Source organism: Ramlibacter sp., from assembly GCF_050250995.1.
In the GTDB taxonomy this organism is placed as follows: Bacteria; Pseudomonadota; Gammaproteobacteria; order Burkholderiales; family Burkholderiaceae_C; genus Ramlibacter.
On the sequence record NZ_JBFWNP010000043.1, the window covers coordinates 19506 to 43060 of the forward strand.

At 67.2% G+C, this 23555-nt stretch carries 21 protein-coding genes; 8 read left to right on the forward strand and 13 right to left on the reverse strand.

What is annotated here, in order from left to right; all coding sequences use genetic code 11:
• Position 1: 1 nt before the first annotated feature.
• A complete protein-coding gene (locus AB7E83_RS21500) occupies positions 2-871 on the reverse strand; it encodes a YbgC/FadM family acyl-CoA thioesterase (protein ID WP_428572858.1) in 870 nt (289 codons plus the stop codon).
• Positions 872-929: 58 nt separating this feature from the next.
• On the opposite strand from AB7E83_RS21500, the gene AB7E83_RS21505 reads away from it, so the two are divergent.
• Positions 930-2066, forward strand: coding sequence for an iron-containing alcohol dehydrogenase (locus tag AB7E83_RS21505; protein ID WP_428572859.1), 1137 nt, complete (start codon positions 930-932; stop codon positions 2064-2066).
• Between the two features lie 16 nt (positions 2067-2082).
• Here AB7E83_RS21505 and AB7E83_RS21510 read toward each other — a convergent pair whose 3' ends face one another.
• Together AB7E83_RS21510 and AB7E83_RS21515 are read right to left on the reverse strand one after the other, a co-directional pair.
• Positions 2083-3138: an acyltransferase family protein gene (locus AB7E83_RS21510; RefSeq protein ID WP_428572860.1), complete on the reverse strand. Its 1056-nt coding sequence runs from the start codon at positions 3136-3138 to the stop codon at positions 2083-2085.
• Complete coding sequence (locus AB7E83_RS21515) at positions 3135-5450, reverse strand: Tex family protein (protein WP_428572861.1); 2316 nt, start codon at positions 5448-5450, stop codon at positions 3135-3137. Before AB7E83_RS21515 ends, AB7E83_RS21510 begins: the two co-directional genes overlap by 4 nt.
• A 143-nt stretch (positions 5451-5593) precedes the next feature.
• Between AB7E83_RS21515 and AB7E83_RS21520 the strand changes: the two genes are divergently transcribed.
• Positions 5594-6124, forward strand: a complete 531-nt coding sequence (locus tag AB7E83_RS21520) for a hypothetical protein (protein WP_428572862.1) — start codon at positions 5594-5596, stop codon at positions 6122-6124.
• A gap of 3 nt (positions 6125-6127) precedes the next feature.
• Here AB7E83_RS21520 and AB7E83_RS21525 read toward each other — a convergent pair whose 3' ends face one another.
• From AB7E83_RS21525 to AB7E83_RS21565, 9 genes are all read right to left on the reverse strand, one after another.
• A complete protein-coding gene (locus AB7E83_RS21525; RefSeq protein WP_428572863.1) occupies positions 6128-6673 on the reverse strand; it encodes a methylated-DNA--[protein]-cysteine S-methyltransferase in 546 nt (181 codons plus the stop codon).
• 46 nt (positions 6674-6719) lie between these two features.
• Entirely contained in the window at positions 6720-7676 is a 957-nt protein-coding gene (locus tag AB7E83_RS21530; protein ID WP_428572864.1) for a glutathione S-transferase family protein, read from the reverse strand.
• A gap of 16 nt (positions 7677-7692) precedes the next feature.
• Complete coding sequence (locus tag AB7E83_RS21535; protein WP_428572865.1) at positions 7693-9378, reverse strand: isovaleryl-CoA dehydrogenase; 1686 nt, start codon at positions 9376-9378, stop codon at positions 7693-7695.
• 64 nt (positions 9379-9442) lie between these two features.
• The gene (locus tag AB7E83_RS21540; protein ID WP_428572866.1) at positions 9443-10459 is read right to left on the reverse strand and encodes an NADP-dependent oxidoreductase; all 1017 of its coding nucleotides are present in this window, start codon (positions 10457-10459) and stop codon (positions 9443-9445) included.
• A gap of 10 nt (positions 10460-10469) precedes the next feature.
• Positions 10470-10883, reverse strand: coding sequence for a PaaI family thioesterase (locus AB7E83_RS21545; protein WP_428572867.1), 414 nt, complete (start codon positions 10881-10883; stop codon positions 10470-10472).
• Position 10884: 1 nt separating this feature from the next.
• Positions 10885-11673, reverse strand: coding sequence for an SDR family oxidoreductase (locus tag AB7E83_RS21550; RefSeq protein ID WP_428572868.1), 789 nt, complete (start codon positions 11671-11673; stop codon positions 10885-10887).
• 35 nt (positions 11674-11708) lie between these two features.
• On the reverse strand, positions 11709-13529 hold the full coding sequence (locus tag AB7E83_RS21555; protein ID WP_428572870.1) for an acyl-CoA dehydrogenase: 1821 nt from the start codon (positions 13527-13529) through the stop codon (positions 11709-11711).
• Positions 13530-13570: 41 nt separating this feature from the next.
• Positions 13571-14746, reverse strand: coding sequence for an acetyl-CoA C-acyltransferase (locus AB7E83_RS21560; RefSeq protein WP_428572871.1), 1176 nt, complete (start codon positions 14744-14746; stop codon positions 13571-13573).
• 13 nt (positions 14747-14759) lie between these two features.
• Positions 14760-16859 carry a 3-hydroxyacyl-CoA dehydrogenase NAD-binding domain-containing protein gene (locus AB7E83_RS21565; protein ID WP_428572872.1) on the reverse strand — a complete coding sequence of 700 codons (2100 nt, stop codon included), beginning with the start codon at positions 16857-16859 and terminating at the stop codon, positions 14760-14762.
• A 252-nt stretch (positions 16860-17111) separates the two neighbouring features.
• On the opposite strand from AB7E83_RS21565, the gene AB7E83_RS21570 reads away from it, so the two are divergent.
• The 4 genes from AB7E83_RS21570 (at position 17112) to AB7E83_RS21585 (ending at position 20757) form a co-directional block, all read left to right on the forward strand.
• Positions 17112-18134, forward strand: coding sequence for a hypothetical protein (locus tag AB7E83_RS21570; RefSeq protein ID WP_428572873.1), 1023 nt, complete (start codon positions 17112-17114; stop codon positions 18132-18134).
• Positions 18135-18548: 414 nt separating this feature from the next.
• Positions 18549-18773 (forward strand): hypothetical protein, encoded by a 225-nt coding sequence (locus AB7E83_RS21575; RefSeq protein WP_428572874.1) that lies wholly within the window; start codon positions 18549-18551, stop codon positions 18771-18773.
• Positions 18774-18779: 6 nt separating this feature from the next.
• The gene (locus tag AB7E83_RS21580) at positions 18780-19472 is read left to right on the forward strand and encodes a hypothetical protein (RefSeq protein WP_428572875.1); all 693 of its coding nucleotides are present in this window, start codon (positions 18780-18782) and stop codon (positions 19470-19472) included.
• 247 nt (positions 19473-19719) lie between these two features.
• Positions 19720-20757, forward strand: a complete 1038-nt coding sequence (locus tag AB7E83_RS21585; protein ID WP_428572876.1) for a hypothetical protein — start codon at positions 19720-19722, stop codon at positions 20755-20757.
• A 330-nt stretch (positions 20758-21087) separates the two neighbouring features.
• Here AB7E83_RS21585 and AB7E83_RS21590 read toward each other — a convergent pair whose 3' ends face one another.
• Positions 21088-21252 (reverse strand): hypothetical protein, encoded by a 165-nt coding sequence (locus AB7E83_RS21590; RefSeq protein ID WP_428572877.1) that lies wholly within the window; start codon positions 21250-21252, stop codon positions 21088-21090.
• A gap of 167 nt (positions 21253-21419) precedes the next feature.
• Between AB7E83_RS21590 and AB7E83_RS21595 the strand changes: the two genes are divergently transcribed.
• Both AB7E83_RS21595 and AB7E83_RS21600 read left to right on the forward strand, forming a co-directional pair.
• Positions 21420-22424, forward strand: a complete 1005-nt coding sequence (locus AB7E83_RS21595; RefSeq protein WP_428572878.1) for a hypothetical protein — start codon at positions 21420-21422, stop codon at positions 22422-22424.
• Positions 22421-23491, forward strand: a complete 1071-nt coding sequence (locus AB7E83_RS21600) for a hypothetical protein (RefSeq protein WP_428572879.1) — start codon at positions 22421-22423, stop codon at positions 23489-23491. Before AB7E83_RS21595 ends, AB7E83_RS21600 begins: the two co-directional genes overlap by 4 nt.
• Positions 23492-23555 lie beyond the last annotated feature (64 nt).

Consider the following 23555-nt stretch of genomic DNA (forward strand, 5'->3'; position numbering starts at 1 on the left):
CTCAGTTCGCCAGCGGCAAGGCGCGCTTCATCTCGATGTGAGGGATGCCGGCCTCGTCGAACGGATCGCCGCTCACGCCGAACCCCAGCCCGGCATAGAACGCCTGCGCCGTGCGCTGGGCGTGGAGCGACACCTCACGCGAGCCGCGTTCGTGTGCGGCGCCGGCCAGCGCACGCAGCACGGCCTCGCCGATGCCCGAGCCGCGCAGCACCTTGTGGACGGCCATGCGGCCGATCTTCGCCGTGCCCTGCCCCGCATCGAGGAGGCGCCCGGTGGCCACCGCGTTGCCGAAGCGGTTGAAGGCCACGGCATGCACCGCGCCCGCATCGGCCTCGTCCCATTCGAGCTCCTTGGGAATGCGCTGCTCCTCCACGAACACGTCCGTGCGGATCCGCCGCGCATCGTGCCCGAGTTCGGCCCAGGTCCCGGTCTTCACGTTCACCATCGGCTCGCCGGCTTCGTAGGCCATGAGCACCTCGCGCAGCGCCGCGGGCACCGGCCGCGACGTCTGCGTGGCCGGATCGGCGAAGACGTAGATGAGCTCGGAGCCGATCAGGTGCTCCTCGCCCCGGAAGATCGCTCCGGTGAAGGTCATCGACGAGGTGCCGATGCGGCTGCATTTGAGGCACACGTCGATCTGGTCGTCCATGCGCGCGGAGGCATCGAATTCGATCGACGCTTTCTTTACGTACAGGTCGCCGCCCAGCTGATGCAAGCTCTCCTCGTACGGCATCGCGAGCGCGCGCCAGTAATCGGTGATCGCCGTGTCGAAGTACATCAGGTAGTGCGCGTTGAAGACGATCTTCTGCATGTCGACTTCGGCCCAGCGGACGCGCAGGCGGTGGGAGTGGCGGAAGTCGGTTCGGTTCATGGCGCGTGAGAGTTTATCCGGGCGGCGTCCGCGGCTTGCGCGGCGTACAGTGGCGGGCATGGCATTCATCAACTACGTCACCCAGGTCCAGTTCGATTTCGGCGCCGTCGGCCTGCTGCGGCAGGAATGCGAGCGCGTGGGCATCGCGAAGCCGCTGATCGTCACCGATGCGGGCGTCAAGGCCGCGGGCGTGCTGCAGAAGGCGCTCGACGCCATCGCGGGCTTGCCGCACGCGGTGTTCGACCAGACGCCGTCCAACCCGACCGAGGCGGCCGTCCTCGCTGCGGCGGCCCTCTACAAGGCGCAGGGCTGCGACGGCCTCATCGCGGTCGGCGGCGGCTCCGCCATCGATTGCGCGAAAGGTGTTGCCATCGCGGCGACGCACGAAGGACCGCTGACCGGCTACGCAACGATCGAGGGCGGGTCGCCGCGCATCACCGGCCGCGCCGCGCCGCTGATCGCGGTGCCCACCACCAGCGGCACCGGCAGCGAGGTCGCGCGCGGCGCGATCATCATCGTGAAGGATGGCCGCAAGCTCGGCTTCCACTCGCCGCACCTCATTCCGCGCACCGCGATCTGTGACCCCGAACTGACCCTCGGCCTGCCGCCGAAGCTCACCGCCGCGACGGGCATGGACGCCATCGCGCACTGCATGGAAACCTTCATGTCGGCGGCCTTCAATCCGCCCGCGGACGGCATCGCGCTCGACGGACTGCAACGCGGCTGGTCGCACATCGAGCGCGCCACGCGCGACGGCGGCGACCGAGAGGCGCGGTTCAACCTCATGAGCGCGTCGATGCAGGGGGCCATGGCGTTCCAGAAAGGCCTGGGCTGCGTGCATTCGCTCAGCCACAGCCTGGGCGGCGTCGATCCGCGCCTGCACCACGGGACGCTCAACGCGATGTTCCTGCCGGCGGTGGTGGCGTTCAATGCCGAGGCCGAGTCCGTGCAGAAGGCACAGCGGCTGGAGCGCATGGCGCATGCGATGGGACTGGCGTCCGGCACGGACATTCCCGAGGCGATCCGCGACATGAACGCCCGCCTCGGCCTGCCCGCGGGGCTGGCCGCGATGGGCGTGCAGCACGAGTGGTTCGAGCGCATCGTGAAGGGCGCGCTGGCCGACCACTGCCATGGCACGAACCCGCGCAAGGCGAGCGCGGAGGATTACGTGGAGATCCTCGCGGCGTCGCTCTGAGGGGAGTTTCTCCCTCTCACCTCGGAAGAGGGAGTGCGAACCGTCGCCGGATCGGCTTTTCGAAGTACCGCTCGCTCAGCGTCGCGGCCGTCGAGGACACCGCAACGATCGCCGCCAGCAGCGCCCACCGCAGCGAAAGAGGCATCTGCGGCGCCTGCGGCAGCACGAACCACAGGATCGAGAACAGCAGGATCGGGTGCAGCAGGTACAGGCCGTAGGTCATGTCGCCGAACCATTGCGCGAACTTGACGAGGCGGCCCTTCACCGCCACCCGCCCGCTCGCATAGACCACCGCGAAGCACGCCACGAACAAGGTCGCGCCACGCGCGCCGAGCAACTCGTCGCCCGGCTTCTCGGGCATCAGCGCGAGGAGCAAAAACGCCATGCCGCACCACGCGAGCACGCCCCTGGGCAGCGTCCATTCGCGCGTCTGCGTGCGGCGCAACCAGCCGATCAGGCAGCCGCCGAAGAAGTACGCGCCGAACGCCGGCAACTGGTGATACGCGGTCACGGCCGGAAGCCAGCCGTGCGTGCCGATGGTCCGCTCGATCCACCACCACTGCACGCCGACGACCACGGCGAACAAGGCGAGCGCCAGCGTGCGGTACGGCAGCACGGAGGCGATCAGCGGATACAGCAGGTAGAACACGAACTCGATGCCCAGGGACCAGCCGCCGATGAGCAGCGCGGTCTGCGACGGGTTGTAGAAGCCGAAGGCGAAGCTGGCGTTCAGCAGCAGCGGACCCGCGAGATGCGCGAAACCCGTGCGGCCCTGCATGACGGCCATGACGAGCGAATACGCAAGGCACAGCGCGATGTAGAGCGGCGCGAGCCGCAGCCAGCGGACGGCGAGAAACCGCCCCATGTCGCCCAGCGTCGCCACGCGCTCCTGGCCGTAGTTGTACGCGAGGCTCGCGCCCGACAGCACGAAGAACAAATAGACACCATAGGTGCCCAGCGCCGGCAGTTCGGCGATCTGGAGCCAGTACATCAGGTGGTAGAGCGCCACCGTCAGCGCGCACAGCCCGCGCAGCAGGTCCCAGCCGAGGACGCGCGCGGGCGAGGCGTTCACATCGGACCGCGCAGTTTGGCGAACGCGCCCGCCATCGCCGTGCCCAGCTGTTCCTGCCGCGGCGCGCGCTGACCGCGCGCCGCGCCTTCGAATCGGTTGTCGCGCTGGCCGCCGCCGCCGCGCGGCGCATCGCCGAGCTTCATGGTCAGGCTGATGCGCTTGCGCGCGGCATCCACCTCGAGCACCCGCACCTTCACGATGTCGCCGGTCTTCACGACCTCGCGCGCATCCTTCACGAAGCGGTGCGACAGCTGGCTCACGTGGACGAGTCCGTCCTGATGCACGCCGAGGTCGACGAACGCACCGAAAGCCGCCACGTTGCTCACGGTGCCTTCCAGCTCCATGTCCGGCCGCAGGTCGGCGATGTCTTCCACCCCGTCGTTGAAGCGCGCGACCTTGAAGTCGGGCCGCGGATCGCGCCCGGGCTTCTCGAGCTCGCCCAGGATGTCCTTGACGGTGATGACGCCGAATTTCTCGTTGGCGAACAGCTCGGGCCGCAGCGCCTTGAGCACATCGGGGCGGCCCATCACCTCGCTCACGGGCTTCTTCGCATGCGCGAGGATCTTCTCGACCACGGGGTAGGTTTCCGGGTGGACGCCCGTCATGTCGAGCGGGTTCGCGCCGCCGCGAATGCGCAGGAAGCCCGCGCTCTGCTCGAAGGTCTTCGGGCCGAGGCCGCTCACCTCGAGCAACTGCTTGCGGTCGCTGAACGCGCCGTGCGATTCGCGCCAGCGCACGACCGACTTCGCGACCGTGCCCGACAGGCCGGACACGCGCGACAGCAGCGGCGCACTCGCGGTGTTGAGGTCCACGCCGACCGAGTTCACGCAGTCTTCCACCACCGCGTCGAGCGCCCGGTTGAGTTCGCTCTGGTTCACGTCGTGCTGGTACTGGCCGACGCCGATCGACTTGGGCTCGATCTTCACGAGCTCCGCCAGCGGGTCCTGCAGTCGCCGCGCGATGCTGGCCGCGCCGCGCAGGCTCACGTCCACGTCGGGCATCTCCTGCGATGCGTACTCGCTCGCGGAATACACCGACGCGCCCGCCTCGCTCACCACCACGCGCTGCATGCCGTCGACGCGCTTCATCAGGTCGGCCGCGAGCTTGTCCGTCTCGCGGCTCGCGGTGCCGTTGCCGATGGCGATGAGGTTCACGCCGTGCTTGCGGCACAGCAGCGCGAGCGTGTGCAGCGAGCCTTCCCAGTCGCGGCGCGGCTCGTGCGGATACACGGTCGACGTCTCGACCAGCTTGCCGGTCGCATCGACCACGGCGACCTTCACGCCCGTGCGGATGCCGGGGTCCAGGCCCATGACGACGCGCGGCCCGGCGGGCGCGGCCAGCAGCAGGTCGCGCAGGTTGTCGGCGAAGACCTTGATCGCGACCTTCTCGGCATCCTCGCGCAGGCGGGCGAAGAGATCGCGCTCGGTGGACAGCGACAGCTTCACGCGCCACGTCCACGCCACGCACTTGCGGATGAGGTCGTCGGCAGCGCGCTTTGCGTGGCTCCAGCCGAGATGCAGGGCGATGCGCCCCTCGGCCACCGAGGGCTGGCCCGGCTCGGGCTCCACCGGCAGCGCGAGCCGGACGTCGAGGATTTCGAGCGAGCGTCCGCGAAACACCGCCAGCGCGCGATGCGAGGGCGCGCGGCCGATGGGCTCGTCGTAGTCGAAGTAGTCGCGGAATTTGGCGACGTCGGGATGGTTCTCGTCCTTGCCGCTCGCCAGCTTGGAACGCAGCAGCCCCTCGGTCCACAGCCACTCGCGCAGCGCCTGCACGAGGGCCGGGTCTTCGGCCCAGCGTTCGGAGAGTATGTCGCGCACGCCGTCGAGCACGGCAGGCACGGTCGTGAAGTCTTCGCCGCCCTCGCCCTTTTCCTTCTTCACGAAGGCCAGGGCTTCGGTCGCGGGGTCGAGCGTCGGGTCGGCGTACAGCCGGTCGGCCAGGGGCTCGATGCCGGCCTCGCGCGCGATCAGGCCCTTGGTGCGCCGCTTCTGCTTGAACGGCAGGTACAGGTCTTCCAGCTCCTGCTTGGTCGGCGCGCCCTCGATGGCGGCGCGCAGCTCAGGCGTGAGCTTGCCCTGCTCGTCGATGCTCTTCAATACGGTCTCGCGCCGCTCCTCGAGCTCGCGCAGGTAGGCGAGGCGGGCGTCGAGTTCGCGCAGCTGGATGTCGTCGAGGCCGCCCGTGGCCTCCTTGCGGTAGCGGGCGATGAACGGGACGGTGGCGCCACCGTCGAGCAGCTCGACCGCGGTGCGGACCTGCTCTTCGCGGACGCGGAGTTCGGAGGCGATCTGCCCCAGGATTTTCTGCATTTGTAAAGCGGCTGTAACGGCGGCCGTGCGTTGCGCACAGAGAGAAGCGCGCGAGTTTGCCACACGCGGACGGGATGCCTTCCGACACGCCGGACGCGCCGGCAAGCCCAACAATCGGGGGAACAACCCGTCAGGAGCTTCCCATGCGCGCCCGCACCGTTTTCCTCCTCGTCGTCATCGTGCTCGTTGCCGGCTTCGCCGCGCTGAACTGGCCCGAGTTCCAGCGCGTGTCGCAGCTCAGCTTCGGCCTCGCGATCATCGAAGCGCCGCTCGGCCTGATTCTTTTGAGCCTGCTCGGCCTCACGCTCGTCGTTTCCATGCTCGCCGGCGGCGCGATGCACACGCGCCACCTGCTCGATTCGCGCAACCACTTCAAGGAGCTGGAGCGCCAGCGCGACCTGGCCGACCGCGCCGAGGCCTCGCGCTTCACCGAGCTGCGCACCCACATCGACACGCAGCTGAAGGACATGCGCCAGCGCGACTCGATCGCCGTCACCGAGTTCGAGAAGGCGCGCCTGGAGACGCAGCGCGAGATCCGCACGCAGCTCGATGCGATGAACCGCGCGCTGAACACGCGGCTGGCCGAGCTCGAAGCGCGCTTCGATGGCCGCCCGGCCCCGTTTCGCGGCGAGCCCCCGATCCTCGGGGACCGGGTGACGCGCGAGCGGGTTTGAATCTCAATCGAACAGCCCGGGCGACTCCCCGAACCGCGCGCGTTCGATTTCCAGCATCCTCAACTTCGTCGACGCACCGCCCTCGGCACTGAAGCCGCCCGAGCGTCCCCCGGCGGCGAGGATCCGATGGCAGGGCACGACCGGCGCGAACGGATTCGCGCCGAGCGCCTGCCCGACGGCGCGCGATGCGCCCGGCTCGCCCATCTCTTTTGCAATGTCGCCGTAGGTTCGCACGCGTCCGGGCGGTATCGCGCGTGCGATTTCGTACACGCGCCGGTGAAACGGCGGCACGTCCCTCATGTCGAGCGGCAGGTCGGCGAGGTCATCGTGTTCGCCTTCGAGCAGCCGTTGAACCCGGTGCATGGCGACCACGACGAATGCGGGCGGCGCGGTCTCTTGCAACTCGGGACATGCGCGACGCATCCGTGCGCGCGTCGCTTCCGTCGAGGACTCCGGCAGCTGCACGGCCACGAGCGACGCGCCGCTCCACGCCATCGCGCACTCGCCGATGGCGGTGGGAAACACGCACCAGCCCGATGCCTGGGTCATGCCGCTCGATTCGCTCCCATCCGTACGGCCCTCGCCGCCGCGCGACTCAGCCCGCCTCGACTTTACGTAACGTGTAGCCGAGCCGCGGAAAGTGGACGTGAACCGCGCCCGTGCGATCGTCCTCGCGAAGCAGCGTGTAGTGCGTGCGCGTGGCCGCGATGAGCGTCCCCTCGGTCGGCTCCGGGCCGAAACTCTCGCCGCCTACCGCGACGCGCGCGCCGAGCGGGATGCCGTGGTCGTCCTGGAAGGCGCTGTCGACGAGGTAGTTCGCGCCGGGCGGCTGCGGCTCGGCGGCCTTCGCGGCCGCGATGGCACCCGCGGAATCGAACTGCGCCATCGTGCCGTGGCCCAGCGACATCATGCGCTGCAGCCATTCGCCCACCGACGGCGTGGCATTGAGGATGTCCGCCATCACGGGCACCTGCGTCTGCGTGAACCAGATGCTGTGGCAGGCCGCGAAGTCCGCGACGCAGGGTTGCGCGCCGAACAGGTAGTCGTGCTCGTCCACCATGTTCGCGATGCGCCGCAGGTAGGAGCGGTAGGCCGAGGTCGCGTCGCCCGGGCGCAGCCGCACGAGCTGCGCCATCATGGACTTCCGGTCCTCGGCGAAGAGCTTCGCCGCGTCCGGCGGCGCATGCGCGAACACCTGCGCCGCGCCCTTGGGCTGGAAGTTGTAGCCCATCGCCGCCCAGAACAGGGTGTTGTCGGCCCACTGCGCGAAGATGCGGCAGACGCCCTTGAGGTGCGGCGGATACAGCGTGGGCTCGGGCCGCAGGTGTTCCAGCACGTCGCAGATGAGCGCCGTGTCGCAGTACACGTCCGCGCCGATCTGCAGCACCGGCGTCTTGCGGTAGCCGCCGGTGAGGGCGAGGACGTCGGGCTTGGGCAGGATGTTGGGCACGATCACCGACTTCCACGCCAGCTGCTTGTATCCGAAGATGAGGCGGATCTTTTCGGAGAACGGCGAATTGGCGTAGTGGTGGAAGATGAGATCGGCGGGCATGGAACTCCTTGGTGTCTCAGGCGGACTTTACAGGCTGTCCTCCCCGCGGAGGCGGGTATGAACAGGGCATTGCGCGTTCGATGATCGTGTCCAGCCCGGCGCTCGAACCGAGTGTGCCGAAGGCGTGGCCCCAGTCACCACCGAGGCGCGAATCGCAGAAGGCAGAGAACACGTCGGACGGCGCCGTCTGCGCGAGCAGCGCGGCCTGCACCGCGAGCGCGACATCCTGCGCGAGCCGGCGTGCCTCGCCTTCGCCCGCCAGCGCTTCGATGCGCGCCGGCAGCGTGGCGACGAACCGGTCGAGCGCCGCATGCATGCCGCGCGCCGGCGCAAGCTCGTGCTCCAGCGCCGCCGCCGCATCCGCCTTGCGGATCGCGCGCAGCACGTCGAGCGCCATGATGTTGCCCGCGCCCTCCCAGATCGAGTTGAGCGGCATCTCGCGGTAGATGCGCGCCATGACGCCTTCGCCGCCCTCCTCCACGTAGCCGTTGCCGCCCAGGCATTCCATCGCTTCCTGCGCGAAGTGGCTGCCTCGCTTGCAGATCCAGAACTTGGCGATGGGCGTGAGCAGCCGCGCCATGGCGGCCTCGTGCGCGTCGTCGGCGCGCCGGTCGAACGCGCGAGCCAGCCGCAGGGACACGGCCGTCGCCGCCTCGGACTCCAGTGCAAGATCGGCCAGCACGTTGCGCATCAACGGCTGGTCGATGAGGTATTTGCCGAACGCCTTGCGCTGCCGCGTGTGATGCAGCGCGAGCGAGAGCGCCTGCCGCATGAGCCCACTCGTGCCCAGCGCGCAGTCGAGCCGCGTCATCGTGCCCATCTCGAGAATCTGCGGAATGCCGCGGCCTTCGTCGCCCACGAGCCAGGCGGTGGCATTGTCGAACTCGACTTCGGAACTCGCATTGGCCTTGTTGCCCAGCTTGTCCTTCAGCCGCTGGATGCGGATGGCGTTGCGCGTGCCATCGCTCAGCAGGCGCGGCAGGAAGAAGCAGCTCAGCCCCGAAGCGGACTGCGCGAGCACCAGGAAAGCGTCGCACATCGGCGCGGAGAAAAACCACTTGTGGCCGGTGAGGCGGTAGCGCTCGCCCCAGGCGTCGGCGCCGTCGCGTTCGGCGCGCGTCGTGTTCGCGCGGACGTCGGAGCCGCCCTGCTTTTCGGTCATGCCCATGCCCATGGTGAGGCCGGCCTTCTCGTGCCACGGCTTCGGGGCCGGGTCGTACTCGCGGCTCGCGAGCTTCGGTGCCCAGTCGTTGAAGATCTCCGCGTTGCCGCGCAGCGCGGGCGTGACCGCGTAAGTCATCGAGATCGGGCAGAGGATCGAAGGCTCGAGCTCGGTGAAGAGCATGAAGCCGGCGGCGCGAAGAACGTGCGGGTGGGCGCTCTCGCCCATCCATGCAGTCCCGTGCAGACCCGAGCCGACCGCTGCCCCCATCAGCGCGTGGTAGCTCGGATGAAACTCGACCTCGTCGATGCGGCGCCCGACGCGGTCATGCGTCCGAAGTGCGGGCAGGTGGATGTTGGCCAGGCGCGCATGCGCCTGCATCTCGTCACTTCCAAGCCGCGTCCCGAGGTTCGCGAGCGGCGCGACGTCGAGCCCCGGCGCGTTGAAGGCGAGAGCGGCGCGCAAGGCCGCGTTCGAGGCGAACAGATCGTAGTCCGCCAGAGCCCCGGCCTGGTTCAGCACTTCATGGGTTTCGCGCATCGGCTTGCTCCTGCCCATGCACTGTACCGGCTCGGATGCGCGCCCGCAGGCAACCCTCGCGGCCTCAGGCCAGCTTGACCAGCTGCTTGCCGAAGTTGCGTCCCTTGAGCATGCCGAGGAAGGCTTCCGGCGCGGCGTCCAGCCCCTGCGCCACCGATTCGCGCGGCCGGAGCCTGCCGCTGCCGACCAGTTGGCCCAGCTCCTTCAGCGCCTCGGGCCAGACCTCCATGTGTTCGCTCACGATGAAGCCCTGCACCTTCATGCGGTTCGTGAGGATCAGCTGGGGATAGGCCATCGGGATCGGCTTGCCGTCGTAGCCCGCGATCATTCCGCACACCGCGATGCGCGCGAACGGGTTGGTGCGCAGCATCACGGCGTCGGTCACCATGCCGCCGACGTTCTCGAAGTAGCCGTCGACGCCGTCGGGGCACACGTCCGCCAGCGCTTTCGACAGGGCGACGGCATCGGCGTGCGCCTTGTAGTCGATGCAGGCGTCGAAGCCGAGTTCCTCGGTCACGTACCTGCACTTGTCCGGCCCGCCCGCGACGCCGACCGCGCGGCAGCCGCGCGCCTTGGCGAGCACGCCGACGGCACTGCCGACCGCACCGCTCGCCGCGCTGACCACGAGGGTCTGCCCGGCCTTGGGCTCGATCACCTGCGTGAGTCCATACCAGGCCGTCACGCCGGGCATGCCGACGGCGCCGAGGTAATGCGACAGCGGAACGTGCGTCGTGTCCACCTTGCGCAGCGAGCCCGGAGCGTTGGCGTCGACCACGCTGTACAGCTGCCAGCCGCCCATGCCCACGACCTTGTCGCCGGGCTGGAACTTCGGGTGGCGGCTTTCGACCACCTCGCCCGCCGTGCCGCCCTGCATCACCTTGCCCAGCGGCTGCGGCGCGGCATAGCTCTTCGCATCGTTCATGCGCCCGCGCATGTACGGGTCGAGGCTGAGGAAGTGGTGGCGCACGAGCACCTGGCCGTCCTGCAGCGCGGGCGTCTCCGAGGTGATCGTCTTGAAGTTCGAAGCGCTGGCTTCGCCCTGCGGGCGGTTGTCGAGCAGGATCTGCTGGTTCTGCGGCATGGCGATTCTCCTAATCGGTCCCGATGGCGGCGGTGGGCGCCTGGACGTATTTCAGCGTGCCGGTCGCATGCGCGCAAGCGCGGCCCTGGGCATCGAAGACCGTCGCCTCGGCGAAGGCCATCTTCCCCGTGCGGTGCATGAGCCGGCCCTTGCCGCGCAGCGGCCCGCGTGCGCCCTGCATGAAGTTCGTCTTCATCTCGATGGTGATGACGCCCGACGACTTCTGCACACTGCGCGCCGCGGCGCACATCGTCACGTCGAGCAGCGTCATGAGCGCGCCGCCATGCACGATCTCGAGCGAGTTCTCGTGCTCGGGACGCGGGTCGAAAGCAAGTTCGGACAGCCCGTCGTCGAACGATACGAGCGTGATGCCGAGATGGTCGACGAAGGGGATCGCGACGCCGAAGCCGATGCTGCCCGCCATCTCAGCCCCCCGCCACGGCGCTCATGCCGCCGTCGATGGCCAGCCACTGGCCGGTGATGTGCTTGCCCGCGTCGGAGGCGAAGAGGAGCGCGGTGCCCTTCAGGTCCTCGTCGTCGCCCAGCTTGAGCAGCGGCGTTCGGCGGACGAGTTCGTCGCCGATCTTGTCGAGCGTGCCTTTGGTCAGTTTGCTCGGGATGAAGCCGGGGCAGATCGCGTTGACGGTGATGCCGTAGCGGCCCCATTCGCAGGCGAGCGCCTGCGTGAACGTGATCACCGCGCCCTTGGACGTGTTGTAGGCGATGGTGCGGTGATCGGCGGGGTTGCCGCCGAGCCCGGCGATGGAGGCGATGTTGATGATGCGCCCCGACTTGCGCGCAATCATGCTGCGCTTGGCGATGTGCTGGCTCAGGATGAAATAGCCGCGGATGTTGAGGTTCATGACCTTGTCCCATGCGTCGATGGGGTAGTCCTCCGCGGGCGCGCCCCACGCCGCGCCGGCGTTGTTGACGAGGATGTCGACCTCGCCCACGCGCTCAAGCGTTTCGTCGGCCAGGCGGCGGATGTCGTCCTCCTTCGAGCAGTCGGCGGCGATCCAGCGCGCGTCGATGCCCGCGGCCTGCAGCTCGGCCACGGCCTCCTCGAGGTCGGCCGCCTTGCGCGAGCTGAGCACGACGCGCGCGCCGGCCTCGCCGAGCGCATGGGCCATCTGCAGGCCGAGGCCGCGCGAGCCGCCGGTGACGAGGGCCGTCTTGCCCGCGAGGTCGAAGAGTTGCTGGATGGTTCGATTCATTGCTTTTCGCGAATTCGGTTGAAGGAAGGCGCGCGTCAGAACGCGTCCTCCGGCATGTCGGCGCAGGTCCGGTCGCGCGTCTCCACGACCCGCAGCCACGCGCCGATTTTCGGCAGTTCGTAGTGGAAGAAGTATCGCGCAGCGCGCGCCCTGCCTTCGTCCTTCGCGTCGACGCAGAGCACGTCGAGCCACATCCAGGCGATGACCATGTGGCCGAAGGCCTGCATGTAGGGGACGGCGTTCGCGAGCGCGTCCCCCGGCTGCGCGGTGGCCCATGCGGATTGGGTGGCGGCGCCGACCTTCTGGAGGGCGCTGCCCAGCGCGTTCGCATGTTCGGCCAGTTCGGGGACGTGGATCGCCCGCTCGATCGTCGCGTTGACGCGCGCCGCGAGCAGCGAAAGCCCCTTGCCGCCTTCCATCACCACCTTGCGGCCGAGCAGGTCGGCCGCCTGGATGCCGTGCGTGCCCTCGTGGATCATGTTGAGCCGCTGGTCGCGCCAGTACTGCTCCACCGGAAAGTCGCGCGTGTAGCCGTAGCCGCCGTGGATCTGGATCGCGAGCGAATTCGCTTCGAGCAGATTCTCGCTCGGCCAGCTCTTGGCGATCGGCGTCAGCACCTCGAGCAGCAGCCTTGCGTCGTCGGCGGCCTCCGGCGTGCCGGTGTGCTGTTCGTCGACGAGCCGCGCGCAATACAGCAGCAGCGCGAGGGCGCCTTCGCAGTACGACTTCTGCGCGAGCAGCATGCGCTTCACGTCGGCGTGCTCGACGATCCGCACCTGCGGCTGCGACGGATCCTTGCCCGCCGGCCCGACCGGCCGGCCCTGCGGCCGCCCCCTGGCGTACTCGAGCGAAGCGTAGTAGCCCGCAAGACCGAGTCCCGTCGCCGCGAGGCCGATGCCGATGCGCGCCTCGTTCATCATGTGGAACATGCAGCGCAAGCCTTCGCCGGGCTTGCCGACGAGGTAGCCGACGGCGCCGGCCTTCCCGTTCACCGGATACCTGCCTTCGCCGAAGTTCAGCAGCGTGTTGGTCGTGCCGCGCCAGCCGAGCTTGTGGTTCAGCCCCGCGAGCGCGACGTCGTTGCGCTCGCCGGTGAGACGGCTTTCGACATCGACCAGCTTCTTCGGCACGATGAACAATGAGATGCCGCGTGTGCCCGGCACCAGCTTGCCCTCGGCATCCGGGATCTTCGCGAGCACCAGATGCACGATGTTTTCAGCGAGGTCGTGCTCGCCGGCGGAGATCCACATCTTGTTGCCCTTGAGCCGGTAGCGCGGCCCGAGCGGATCGCCTTCGAACCCGTCGCCGTCCGGCACGGCCCGCGTCGCCACATCGGACAGCGACGACCCCGCCTGCGGTTCGGACAGCGCCATCGTCCCCGACCAGCGCCCATTGAACTCGTTGAGCGCGAACACCTGCTTCTGCATCGCGGTGCCGTGCGCCATGAGCAGGTTCGCATTGCCGATGGTGAGCAGCCCGCCGCCGATGCTCACCGACGCGAGCGCGAAGAACGTGCCGGCCGCGGCCTCCACGGTGTACGGCAACTGCATGCCGCCGATGTCGTAGTCCTGCGCCGCGCTGAGCATGCCGGACTCCGCATACGCACGCCACGCATCGTGCGTCGCCTGCGGCTGCACGACCTTCAGGCCGCCCTGCCCGTCGTCGACGGCGCGCGGCTCCTCCGTGTCCACCAGACGGTTGAACGGCGCGTACTTGTCGCGCGCGATGCGCTCGCAGGTGTCGAGCACCGCGTCGAAGGTTTCGCGCGAGTGCTCGGCGAAGCGCTCGCGCTCGCTCAGGCGAGGCGCCTGCAGCCAGTCGTACAGCAGGAAGTCGAGCGTGGACCGGAACGCCATGGTGCAACGTGCCGTCATCCCCGCGAAGGCGGGAATGACGTTCAGAGGACTTCGAACACCCCCGCCGCGCCCATGCCGCCGCCGATGCACATGGTCACCAGGACGCGCTTGGCGCCGCGGCGCTTGCCTTCGATGAGCGCGTGGCCGGTCAGGCGCTGGCCGGAAACCCCATACGGATGCCCGACCGCGATCGCGCCGCCATTCACATTCAGCCGGTCCGCCGGAATGCCCAGCTTGTCGCGGCAGTAGAGCACCTGCACCGCGAAGGCTTCATTCAGCTCCCACAGGTCGATGTCCGACACCTTGAGGCCGAGGCGCGACAGCACCTTCGGCACCGCGAACACCGGGCCGATGCCCATTTCGTCGGGCTCGCAGCCCGCCACCGCGAAGCCGAGGAAGCGGCCCATCGGCTTGAGATTGTTGCGGCTCGCATACTCTTCGCTCACCACGACGCACGCGCCCGCGCCGTCGGAGAACTGGCTTGCGTTGCCGGCGGTGATCACGCCGCCCGGCATCGCAGGCTTGATGCCGCTGATGCCTTCCTTCGTCGTGCCGGCGCGCAGGCCCTCGTCCCGCGACACGGTCACTTCCTTGGTCGTCAGGCCCATCACCGCATCGGCCACGCCGGTCGTCACGGTGATCGGGGCGATCTCGTCCTTGAACTTGCCGGCCTCTTGCGCCGCGCACGCCTTCTGCTGGCTCGCCGCGCCGTACTCGTCCTGCGCGTCCTTGCTCACGCCGTAGCGCTTGGCCACCTGCTCGGCGGTCTGGAGCATGGACCAGTAGATCTCGGGCTTCTTCTTCTCCAGCGCCGGGTCGCTCAGCATGTGCTTGTTCATCACCTGCTGCACGCAGGAAATGCTCTCGACGCCGCCGGCGACATACACCTCGCCTTCGCCCGCGATGATGCGCTGCGAGGCCATCGCGATCGTCTGCAGGCCCGAAGAGCAGAAGCGGTTGATCGTCATGCCCGACACGGTGATCGGCAGGTCGGCCATCAGCGCGATCTGGCGCGCGATGTTGCCGCCGGTCGCGCCTTCGGGGTTGGCGCAGCCCATCAGCACGTCCTCGACGGCCGCGGGGTCGATGCCGGCGCGCTGCACCGCATGCCTGACCGCATGGCCGCCGAGCGTGGCGCCGTGCGTCATATTGAAGGCGCCCTTCCAGCTCTTGGTGAGCGGGGTGCGGGCGGTGGAGACGATCACTGCGTTGGTCATGTCGGATTCCTTGTCAGTTGAAGTTCTTGCCTTCGGCCGCGAGGCGCGCCAGCAGCGGCGCCGGCTCCCAGAATTTCGCGTCGTCGCGCGGGTTGCGCTGGAAGCGCTTCATGGCCTGCACCACGTTGAAGAGGCCGGTCTGATCCGCATAGAGCATCGGCCCGCCGCGATGCATCGGGAAACCGTAACCCGTGATGTACACCATGTCGATATCGCTCGCCCGCGCGGCGATGCCGTCTTCGAGAATGTGCGCACCCTCGTTGACGAGCGAGAACACCAGCCGCTGCACGATTTCCTCGTCGGAAATCTTGCGCGGCTCGATGCCGAGCTCCTTGCGGTGCGCGACGATCATGTCGTCGACCACCTTCGACGGGATCGCATCGCGCTTGCCGGCCTGGTAGTCGTACCAGCCCGCGCCGGTCTTCTGGCCGAACCGACCCAGCTCGCAGAGCTTGTCGGCCGTCTTGCTGTACTTCATGTCGGCGCGCTCGGTCGCGCGGCGCTTGCGGATCGCCCAGCCGATGTCGTTGCCCGCGAGGTCGCCCATGCGGAACGGACCCATGGCGAAGCCGAAGCGCTCGATGGCCTTGTCCACCTGCTGCGGCGTCGCGCCCTCGTCGAGCAGGAAGCCGGCCTGCCGGCTGTACTGTTCGATCATGCGGTTGCCGATGAAGCCGTCGCACACGCCGGAGACCACCGCGGTCTTCTTGATCTTCTTCGCGACGCCCATGACGGTCGCCATCACGTCCTTGCCCGTCTTCGCGCCGCGCACGACTTCGAGCAGCTTCATCACGTTGGCAGGGCTGAAGAAATGCAGGCCCACGACGTCCTGCGGACGCTTCGTGAACGCGGCGATCTTGTCGACGTCGAGCGTGGAGGTGTTGGACGCGAGGATCGCGCCGGGCTTCATCACCTCGTCGAGCTTCTCGAAGACTTTCTGCTTCACGCCCAGCTCTTCGAACACGGCCTCGATCACGAGGTCGGCATCCTTGATCTCGTCGTAGGACAGCGTGGTCTTGAGCAGACCCATGCGCTGGTCGTACTTGTCCTGCTTGAGCTTGCCCTTCTTGACCTGCGCCTCGTAGTTCTTGCGGATGGTGGCCACGCCGCGGTCGAGCGCCTCCTGCTTCATCTCGAGCATCGTCACCGGAATACCCGCGTTGAGGAAGTTCATCGCGATGCCGCCGCCCATGGTGCCCGCGCCGATGACGGCGACCTTGTCCACCGCGCGCTTCGGCGTGTCGTCCGGCACGTCCGCGATCTTCGACGCGGCGCGTTCGGAGACGAAGAGGTGGCGCAGGGCGCGCGACTCCGGTGACTGCATCAGGGAGAGGAAGATCTCGCGCTCTTTCGCGAGTGCCTCGTCGAACTTCAGCTTCGTCGCGTTCTCCACCACGTCGACGTTCTTCAGGGGAGCCGGGAAATTCTTCGACATGCCCGCGACCATGTTGCGCGCGAACTGGAAGTACGCGTCGCCCAGCGGATGCTTGCACGGAAGGTCGCGCACGCGCGGCAGCGGGCGCTTGTCGGCGACGGAACGCGCGAACGCAATGGCTTCCTCGCCGAGCGATTCGGCCGACGACGCCATCTTGTCGAAGAGCTTCTGGCCCGGCAGCTGCGCGAGCATCTCGCTCTTGACCGCTTCGCCCGAGACCATCATGTTCAGCGCGGGCTCCACGCCCAGCACGCGAGGCAGCCGCACCGTGCCGCCCGCGCCGGGGATCAGGCCCAGCTTGACTTCGGGCAGCGCGACGCTGCAACCGGGCGCGGCGACGCGGTAGTGGCAGCCGAGCGCGAGCTCCAGGCCGCCGCCCATCGCGACCGAGTGGATCGCCGCGACAACCGGCTTGGCCGAGCCCTCGATGGCCAGGATGATCGACAGCAGGTTGGGCTCGCCCAGCGCCTTGGGCGTGCCGAACTCCTTGATGTCCGCGCCGCCCGAAAACGCCTTGCCGGCGCCCGTCAGCACGACGGCCTTCACGGCCGGATCGTCGTTGGCCTTCTCGAGCCCCTGCGCGATGCCGACGCGGGTGGCGTAGCCCAGGCCGTTGACCGGCGGATTGTTCATCGTGATCACGGCGACGTCGCCGTGCACCTTGTATTCAGCCGTCATGGCGTCTCCTGCGGAAAAGAACGGGCGTGCGATTTTTGGGATTCTAGTGGGTGTGTGTTGCATCGCAACACGGCCTTGTCTCTGCGGGGACAAATCGCGGGGATGTCATTGTGACGCGGATGCAGTTCGGCGTGGATGGCGACGACGCACTGGCGAAGGCTGGAATACTGGGCTCTGATCCGACGGCGCATCGCGTGCAGCTTGCACCCGTCCGTCTGTAGATTTCCCTCGTCGTGCGCGAGACCATCGCGCATGATCGGACATCTACCTTGCCCCGGATTCAGCTTCCCCGACCCACCGGAACAGACGCTGCAGTCGATCGAGCCCGGTCCGTCCGGGACTTCGATCGACGCGCCCAACGATCCACAGGACGACGATTCCGGCCACGTGGACTTCACGCATAGTTGCGACGTGTCCTCCGACCCGTTCGAGGGCTGGGCCGCCGCGGCACGCAGCACGATGGATTCGCAGCCGGTCGCCGATCCGCTGCCGTACGCCGTCGAGGTTCCCGATGAAGCGCAATCGCTCTTGGCGCTGGCGGGCGGCGAGCTCGGGGCGCTGGTGGCCCAGCAACGACAGATGGAACTGTACGCCTTGGCGTTTCGGAACTGGCCGCCGACACCGGTACTCGCGGTCCGCGCGCCCGAGACTGCCGATGAGGCCGTGTCCACGTCCGAGCCAGAGCCCGAACCCATGCCCGTGACCGGCGCGGCGCGCGAACCGGAGTCCGCGAACGAGACCTCGCACGCGGCATCGGCGCCGCGAAGTGCCAGGGCGCACGCCATGGTGCAAGCTCGAAACGAGTCGCGCACGATGAGCCTTGCTCGCGTTCAAGAGCTCTCGGCCCACCCGGCAAGCTTCCGCAGTCTCGTCGATGGCCTCACCTTGCATCTTGTGCGTCCGGACCCTGACGCCGAAGACCTGATCTGCAGCGTCAGGACACCGGACTACAGCACCCAGCCGCCGATTTCGGCGCCTCGCGTTCTGACGCCGCGCGCCTGGTTGCTGGTGAAGGAACTGGCCGTCGATGCGATGCGCCATCCCGGCACCGGCTGGATGCATCAGGATGCTCTGCAAAAACGACTCGGGCCCGGAGGCCTCTCCGCCGAGCTGACGCAGATGAAGAATAAATTCGAGCATCTTCATGGCGGCCTGATCGATCACCGAGAGGATGGGCTGCGCAAGTGGTTCCGCATCAATGTCGAAGCGCTTCGACCGCCGTCGCCCGCGTTCCTGGAGCGGTCCGAGCGACCGGTGAAGAGGCAGCGTAGCTGAGTAGTTCGGTCAGGCTCCGCAGCGTGCTGACGGATAGCGGATTCGGCTCGACCCAGCGCTTCGGGGAGCCGAACGCCTCGATGTCCCATGTCGCCCGAGAAGGCTTTGTCCACGCCGTGCCTCCAGCTTACGGACGCACTTCCGTACAGTGGGCGGCGATCGGTCACCATCTCAGAATCGGATCTTTCCTCGCGGTGTCGATACAGGCACCTGCTTCTCTTCAAACGTTTACGAAAGTCCGATATGTTCCTTGCTTGCTGCGTACGTCTTCCAAATGTGCAGGACGCTCCGGTGGTTCGGAACGTTCCGCATGGTCCGGACGTTCAATATGTGCCGGGAGTTCGGCCGCCGGAGGGCGAAGAGTCGGGCGAGATGCTCGCCAGCGTCGAAGCGCTCGTTCGTGGACGCCCCCCCGTGCCACTGGCAACTCTGGAATGCGCGCTCGCGGAGCTGGAGCGCCTGGTCCACATCGCCCCCGAATACGTGCACCACCTTGGACGCGATCACGAACACGACTACGAGGCCTCGCACGGGCTCGAGTCCTGCGCCGCGAAGGTCGAGCGGTACTGCGCAGCCCTGCGGCAAGACCAGGCCCAGCTCCAGGAAGCCATCGCGCGGTACGACGTGCATGCCGTTTAAATAATCATGGAAGCATGTTGCAAGAGTTCCACGCTGCTCGCCAAAGAGCTGGAACGGGACGGACCGCGCCACGCCCTCAGCCAGGCGGTTGTCACGCCCATGGTGAAAGCGCTAAGCCTGTTCGGCCAACGGGCGGTGTTCGGTCCGGACAGCAACGTCCGTGCATTGGAGGGCCTCTCCCGGGAACAGGCCCTCGCCCTCGTCCCCGACTTGAAGGCGGCTGTCCATGCGCCGAAGCGCACTTACGACCCGCGCGAACTGTTCCGGACGTTTGCGCATGCCCTCACCGGTCACCATCGCAGCGAGGACGATCTGATTGCCCTCCTCACGATGCCGAGTCTCGTGGCGAAACTCGCCACTGACCAGGGATTGGGAATTCTGCAGACGCTGCACGTTCCGCAGAACTCCGAAGGCACCGTTGCGGAGTCCGTGCTGTTCAACGTCAACCACCAGACGCTGCTGAAAAGCGTTCACTTCACGGGAACGGACCTCGATCTCAGTCCACTGGTCGGTCCTGGCCGCCGCGTGCATCTCCACAACGACAGCAGCGAAGTTGCCCGAGCGTGCCTTCCGCACGGCATCAAGCACAGGGTGTCCTGTCATGGCCCTTGGGATGTGCGTAGATTGCCTGATCCGGCTGCCGTCCGGCCAAGATCGGCGTCCCCGGGCGAGCAGAAAGACGACTGGGTTCCCGTCTAGTGACCTGCCGACGTCGCACGGGAGAAAGGTCTCCAGCATGCGCGGGAGGGGACGAGTCGCGGCGATGTCATCGCGCCGTGCCGGCAAGACCTTTATCTGAAGACGCTGCGATGTGCTGCGGCAGAAGATCGAGGGCCTTCAACTTTGCTGGGAGGTCAGCATGATCCCTGTCGGTCGGCATTGGAACTGCTGTGGGGCGAGTGACGTCACATCGGGCCAGAGGGCGCGCGCTCGTCCAGCTCCGGAAATGCTGCATACGCATGCCGCGCTCGTCCACCAGCGTCCCGCGAGAACGGCGACCAGGGCGGATGTCCTGGCGGATTTCGATCAAGCCATCCGCAAGACCGACAAGGTGATCGGCGCACTGAATTCCCATGTGGCAAAACTCGAACTTGAAAAATCCACCCGCTCGGCGTGCGGGCCGATTGCGGACTTCACGCGGAAGTTGAGCGAACGGCTGGATCAGCTTCTTCTCGACCGAGGGCGAGTGAAGCGCGCGGTCAATGACGCCTGGGCCCTGAGGATCGCCCTCCGAAGTCACGAGAAGTCGGTCGCATTCGTGCGCAAGATGGCAACCCATCCCTGCGTGTCCGGCAAGAGTTCCGACGACGTCTGTCGCGGATCGCTCGCCCACGTCGTGCCCCGATCCGGTTCGATCGAGAGTGCGCGCCGCAAGTTGCCCGCATGTCTGACGCATGCGGAAGGCACCGATGCATCGCAATCCATTCGCCACTTCATCGTTAAAGTCGGGGCCGCGGATGGTCGGGAGCAGTTTGAGTTCCATCCCCGAAGATTGCTGATCGCTCATCCGGGACTCGAGAATCGCAAGCACGGTCGCGATGCCTTGATCGAGCTCTTCACGGCGCCGCCGCTCCTGGAGAGTGTCGCGAGAGACATGGAGTTGAAAGACAGTCGTGGTCAACCGGTCGAAATCGAGTTTCTCGTTGTTCCCGCGTCGCGGAACGAAGACGTGGGGTCGGCCGTCGTCGACAACATCAACGCGTCGCGCTACTTGCGCACAGTCTGCTTCGAGGGAAGTTTCTTCGACTTGCGCGGCCTCGAGAAGGGACCGCACCCTCACCTGGAGGGCTTGCATCTATCGAACCCGCATGCTGAAAGGGCGGTTGCGCTGCTGCCGCATGCCGACTTCGATCTCACCATCCGTGGCGAGTTTCTCGTCTGCTTCGCGGACGACAAGGCCCCGCCCCGAAATACGCATTCGACGAAGCCCCCTCCGCTCTGTGCGATCCCGGCCTGGAGAGAAGCCGAATCGAAAGAAGATTAGGACCTTCCTCCACTTCATCGGATGGCGACCTGATCGGCAACTTGCCGATCGTCGGGAGGCCGATCTGGCCCTGGCGCCGGAGCGCTATCGAAACCAGATCCCTGGCCTGGAACTTCGTCTTTGCTCGGAGAGCTTCTACCATCCGGGCCCCTCCTGCGACGCAACGAGTTCCGGCTGTTGAAGAACAAGTTCACGCACCTTCCCAAGCCGCTGATCGTTTCGGAGGCGCTTGACGGTCGCGAGTGGTTCCGGATCGACCCCGCTGCGCTACTCCCTGCCGACGGCCCACGTCGACCCGGATGACCGTGCCGCTTCAGGACCGGCGAGCCGCTACGCGAGCACGACCTGCGTCGCGGAGGCCGGGCGATCGATCATGGCGAACATGTCCGCGATGCGGATCCCATCCCGCTCGACTGTGATTGCGAAGTCTGCAACCTCGCGCTTGATTGGCGTCAAGTATTTTGGCCGCCGCATTGTCGTCAACCAGAACGCCATTTGGGAACTTGGTCGGAGACCTCGGTCTGGTGACGGCTCATCCTTCGCTCATCACCATGGCACCCCCAACTTCATGAAGCGTTTTCATCATGTTCACACGCACTCTCGGTTCCCTGTACAAAAGCAGCTCGATTCCCACCGCTGGGGAGCAAGTACCCCCAAGACCCATGCCGGACACCGTGCGGGCGCTGGTCGCAGGTCGCACCAGCCCGTCCCCGGCCCTGGACGGAGACCTGCGAGTGATCACGATGGGCTATCTCCGCACCCCTCAGGACCCGGGGGACTTCAGAGAGCTCAACGCGGAAGTGGAGACCGCGGCGAGTGAAATCGACTTCGCGGGGGACTACCTCGAGGATCATGGAGCGATCGTCGGGGCACGGGAGGAATGCGAGAAACTTGGGAAGCCCGTGCGTGCGCTGCTCGATGAGCTTCGGAGTTACGAGAAGAAGATCGCCGCTGCCGCCGCCGAGGGGGATCACGTCAGCGTGCTCGATCTGGAGCAAGCGCGCGAAGCCGGACTGAGGACGCATCACGATGCCATCGCGAACGTGAAAGCGCTGATTCCCAGAAGGTTCGCGGACGCTGCGATGGCCTGGCACAACGACGTTCTCTCGCGGCTCGCGGCCAGGATTCGCATCAGCGACACTTTCATTGAGCCCCACCCCATCGCCGCCGCGGCCTTCGATGGCCTGACGCCGGACGAGGCGCGCCGCGTGGAGCCCCTGCTACCGGGTTGCGTGAATGACAGTGAAGGGCGCAGCGGGTATGACCCGCGGAAGATCGTGGACACGCTCGGAGCGGGCCTCACGCAAACTCGCGGCATCCAGGACCTGATCGCTCTCCTGACGTCGCCCGAGGTCTGCGGGGCCATCGCGCGGGACATGGGCATGCCCGGAGGCTTCGACAGGCTCACCGTGCCGCCGTCGCCGGATGGCCGTGTGTCGCGCGAGGTGATCGACAACGTCAACGCGGGTCACTTTGCCGAGGTCCACTTCGAGGGCAGCGACATCGACCTCTCGCGACTCGGTCTTTCGACGGACGAGCCTGGGCGTCTGGCGGACGCGCACCTCCACAGCGAAGGGCCTGCGGCAGTGATCTTGCCGCCCGGGGCAACTTTCCATGTCCACTACACCGGCGGCCCCTGGGACATCCGGTCCGCTGGCGCGACATGATCGGCAAATTGACCCGCGACTGCTGCATCCGGGCCGCCCAGGTCCAGGACCCCGCCGTCCCCGCCGACCCCAGGATCCCGCCGATGACGGCGTCCGGTGCGACGCTGCGAGCCGGGCGGTTGGTGGCAGTGCCGACTCTGGGCCGGATCGCGGGAATCCGGAACATCGTGTCGGGCTATCTGGCGAGCGACGCCGAGCGGACAGGATGCGTGGCGCCACCGACGGCCGCGCAGGGTTTGCACGACCTCCGAAAGGCGTTGGGGATGTCGATCCATGCGCTGGATCATGTCTTCCTGGAATTGTGGGCCGAACCAGACAACGTGCGCGTGCTGGGCCCGAACAGAGATGACGACACGAGCGCGTCCGACGAGGCCAGGACGCATCGCGACGCTCTGATGGGACTGAAAGACGAGATCGATCGCACGGTGGCGCAGGGCGATCCGGACCGCGCCTGGCTGCTTGCCCTGAAGTTTCACGCGCGCACTTCGGCAGAGGCACAAGGAATTCGCTTCGAACCGAAACGCGGCAACGACACGTACCTCAGGTCGCATTGCACACGTGCGGAAAAGGCGATTCACCGACCGTTCGGCGAACTGCGCATGGACGTGTCGCCCGACGAACTCGCCGCTGCCGTCGACGGTCTGTCGTGGCCGGAGATCGACATGGTGACGCCTGCGTTGTACCGCAGCGTCGACGTAGCGCGGGACGCATTCGGCCCTGCCGCATTGATCGACAGGTGGGGTTCCCTATTGACCGGCCCCTCGCGCGGGCACGACGCGTTGCTCGTCATCTTCACGTGTCCGGAGTTGGTGCGGTCCATCGAAGCGGATCTGCAGAAGTCGACGAACGAGGCGGACCGAAAGATGAAAGCCGTCCGCGCCCTCATGATCCCGAGGGCCGGGGACGACCGGGTGCCGCCTGCCGTCATCGACAACCTCAACCGGATGCCGCCAACGGTGCGTGAAGTGCACTTCACGGGCAAGGATCTCGATCTCACGAGCCTGGGTGCCTATTCCACTGATCGCGGGCACCCATTCCACGCGATGGCGGGCAGCGTTCCATCGTGATCGCGGGCAACGTTCCGCCGTGATGGTGGGCAGTCGCGCGTGGCCCGGAGTGACGGTGGAATCG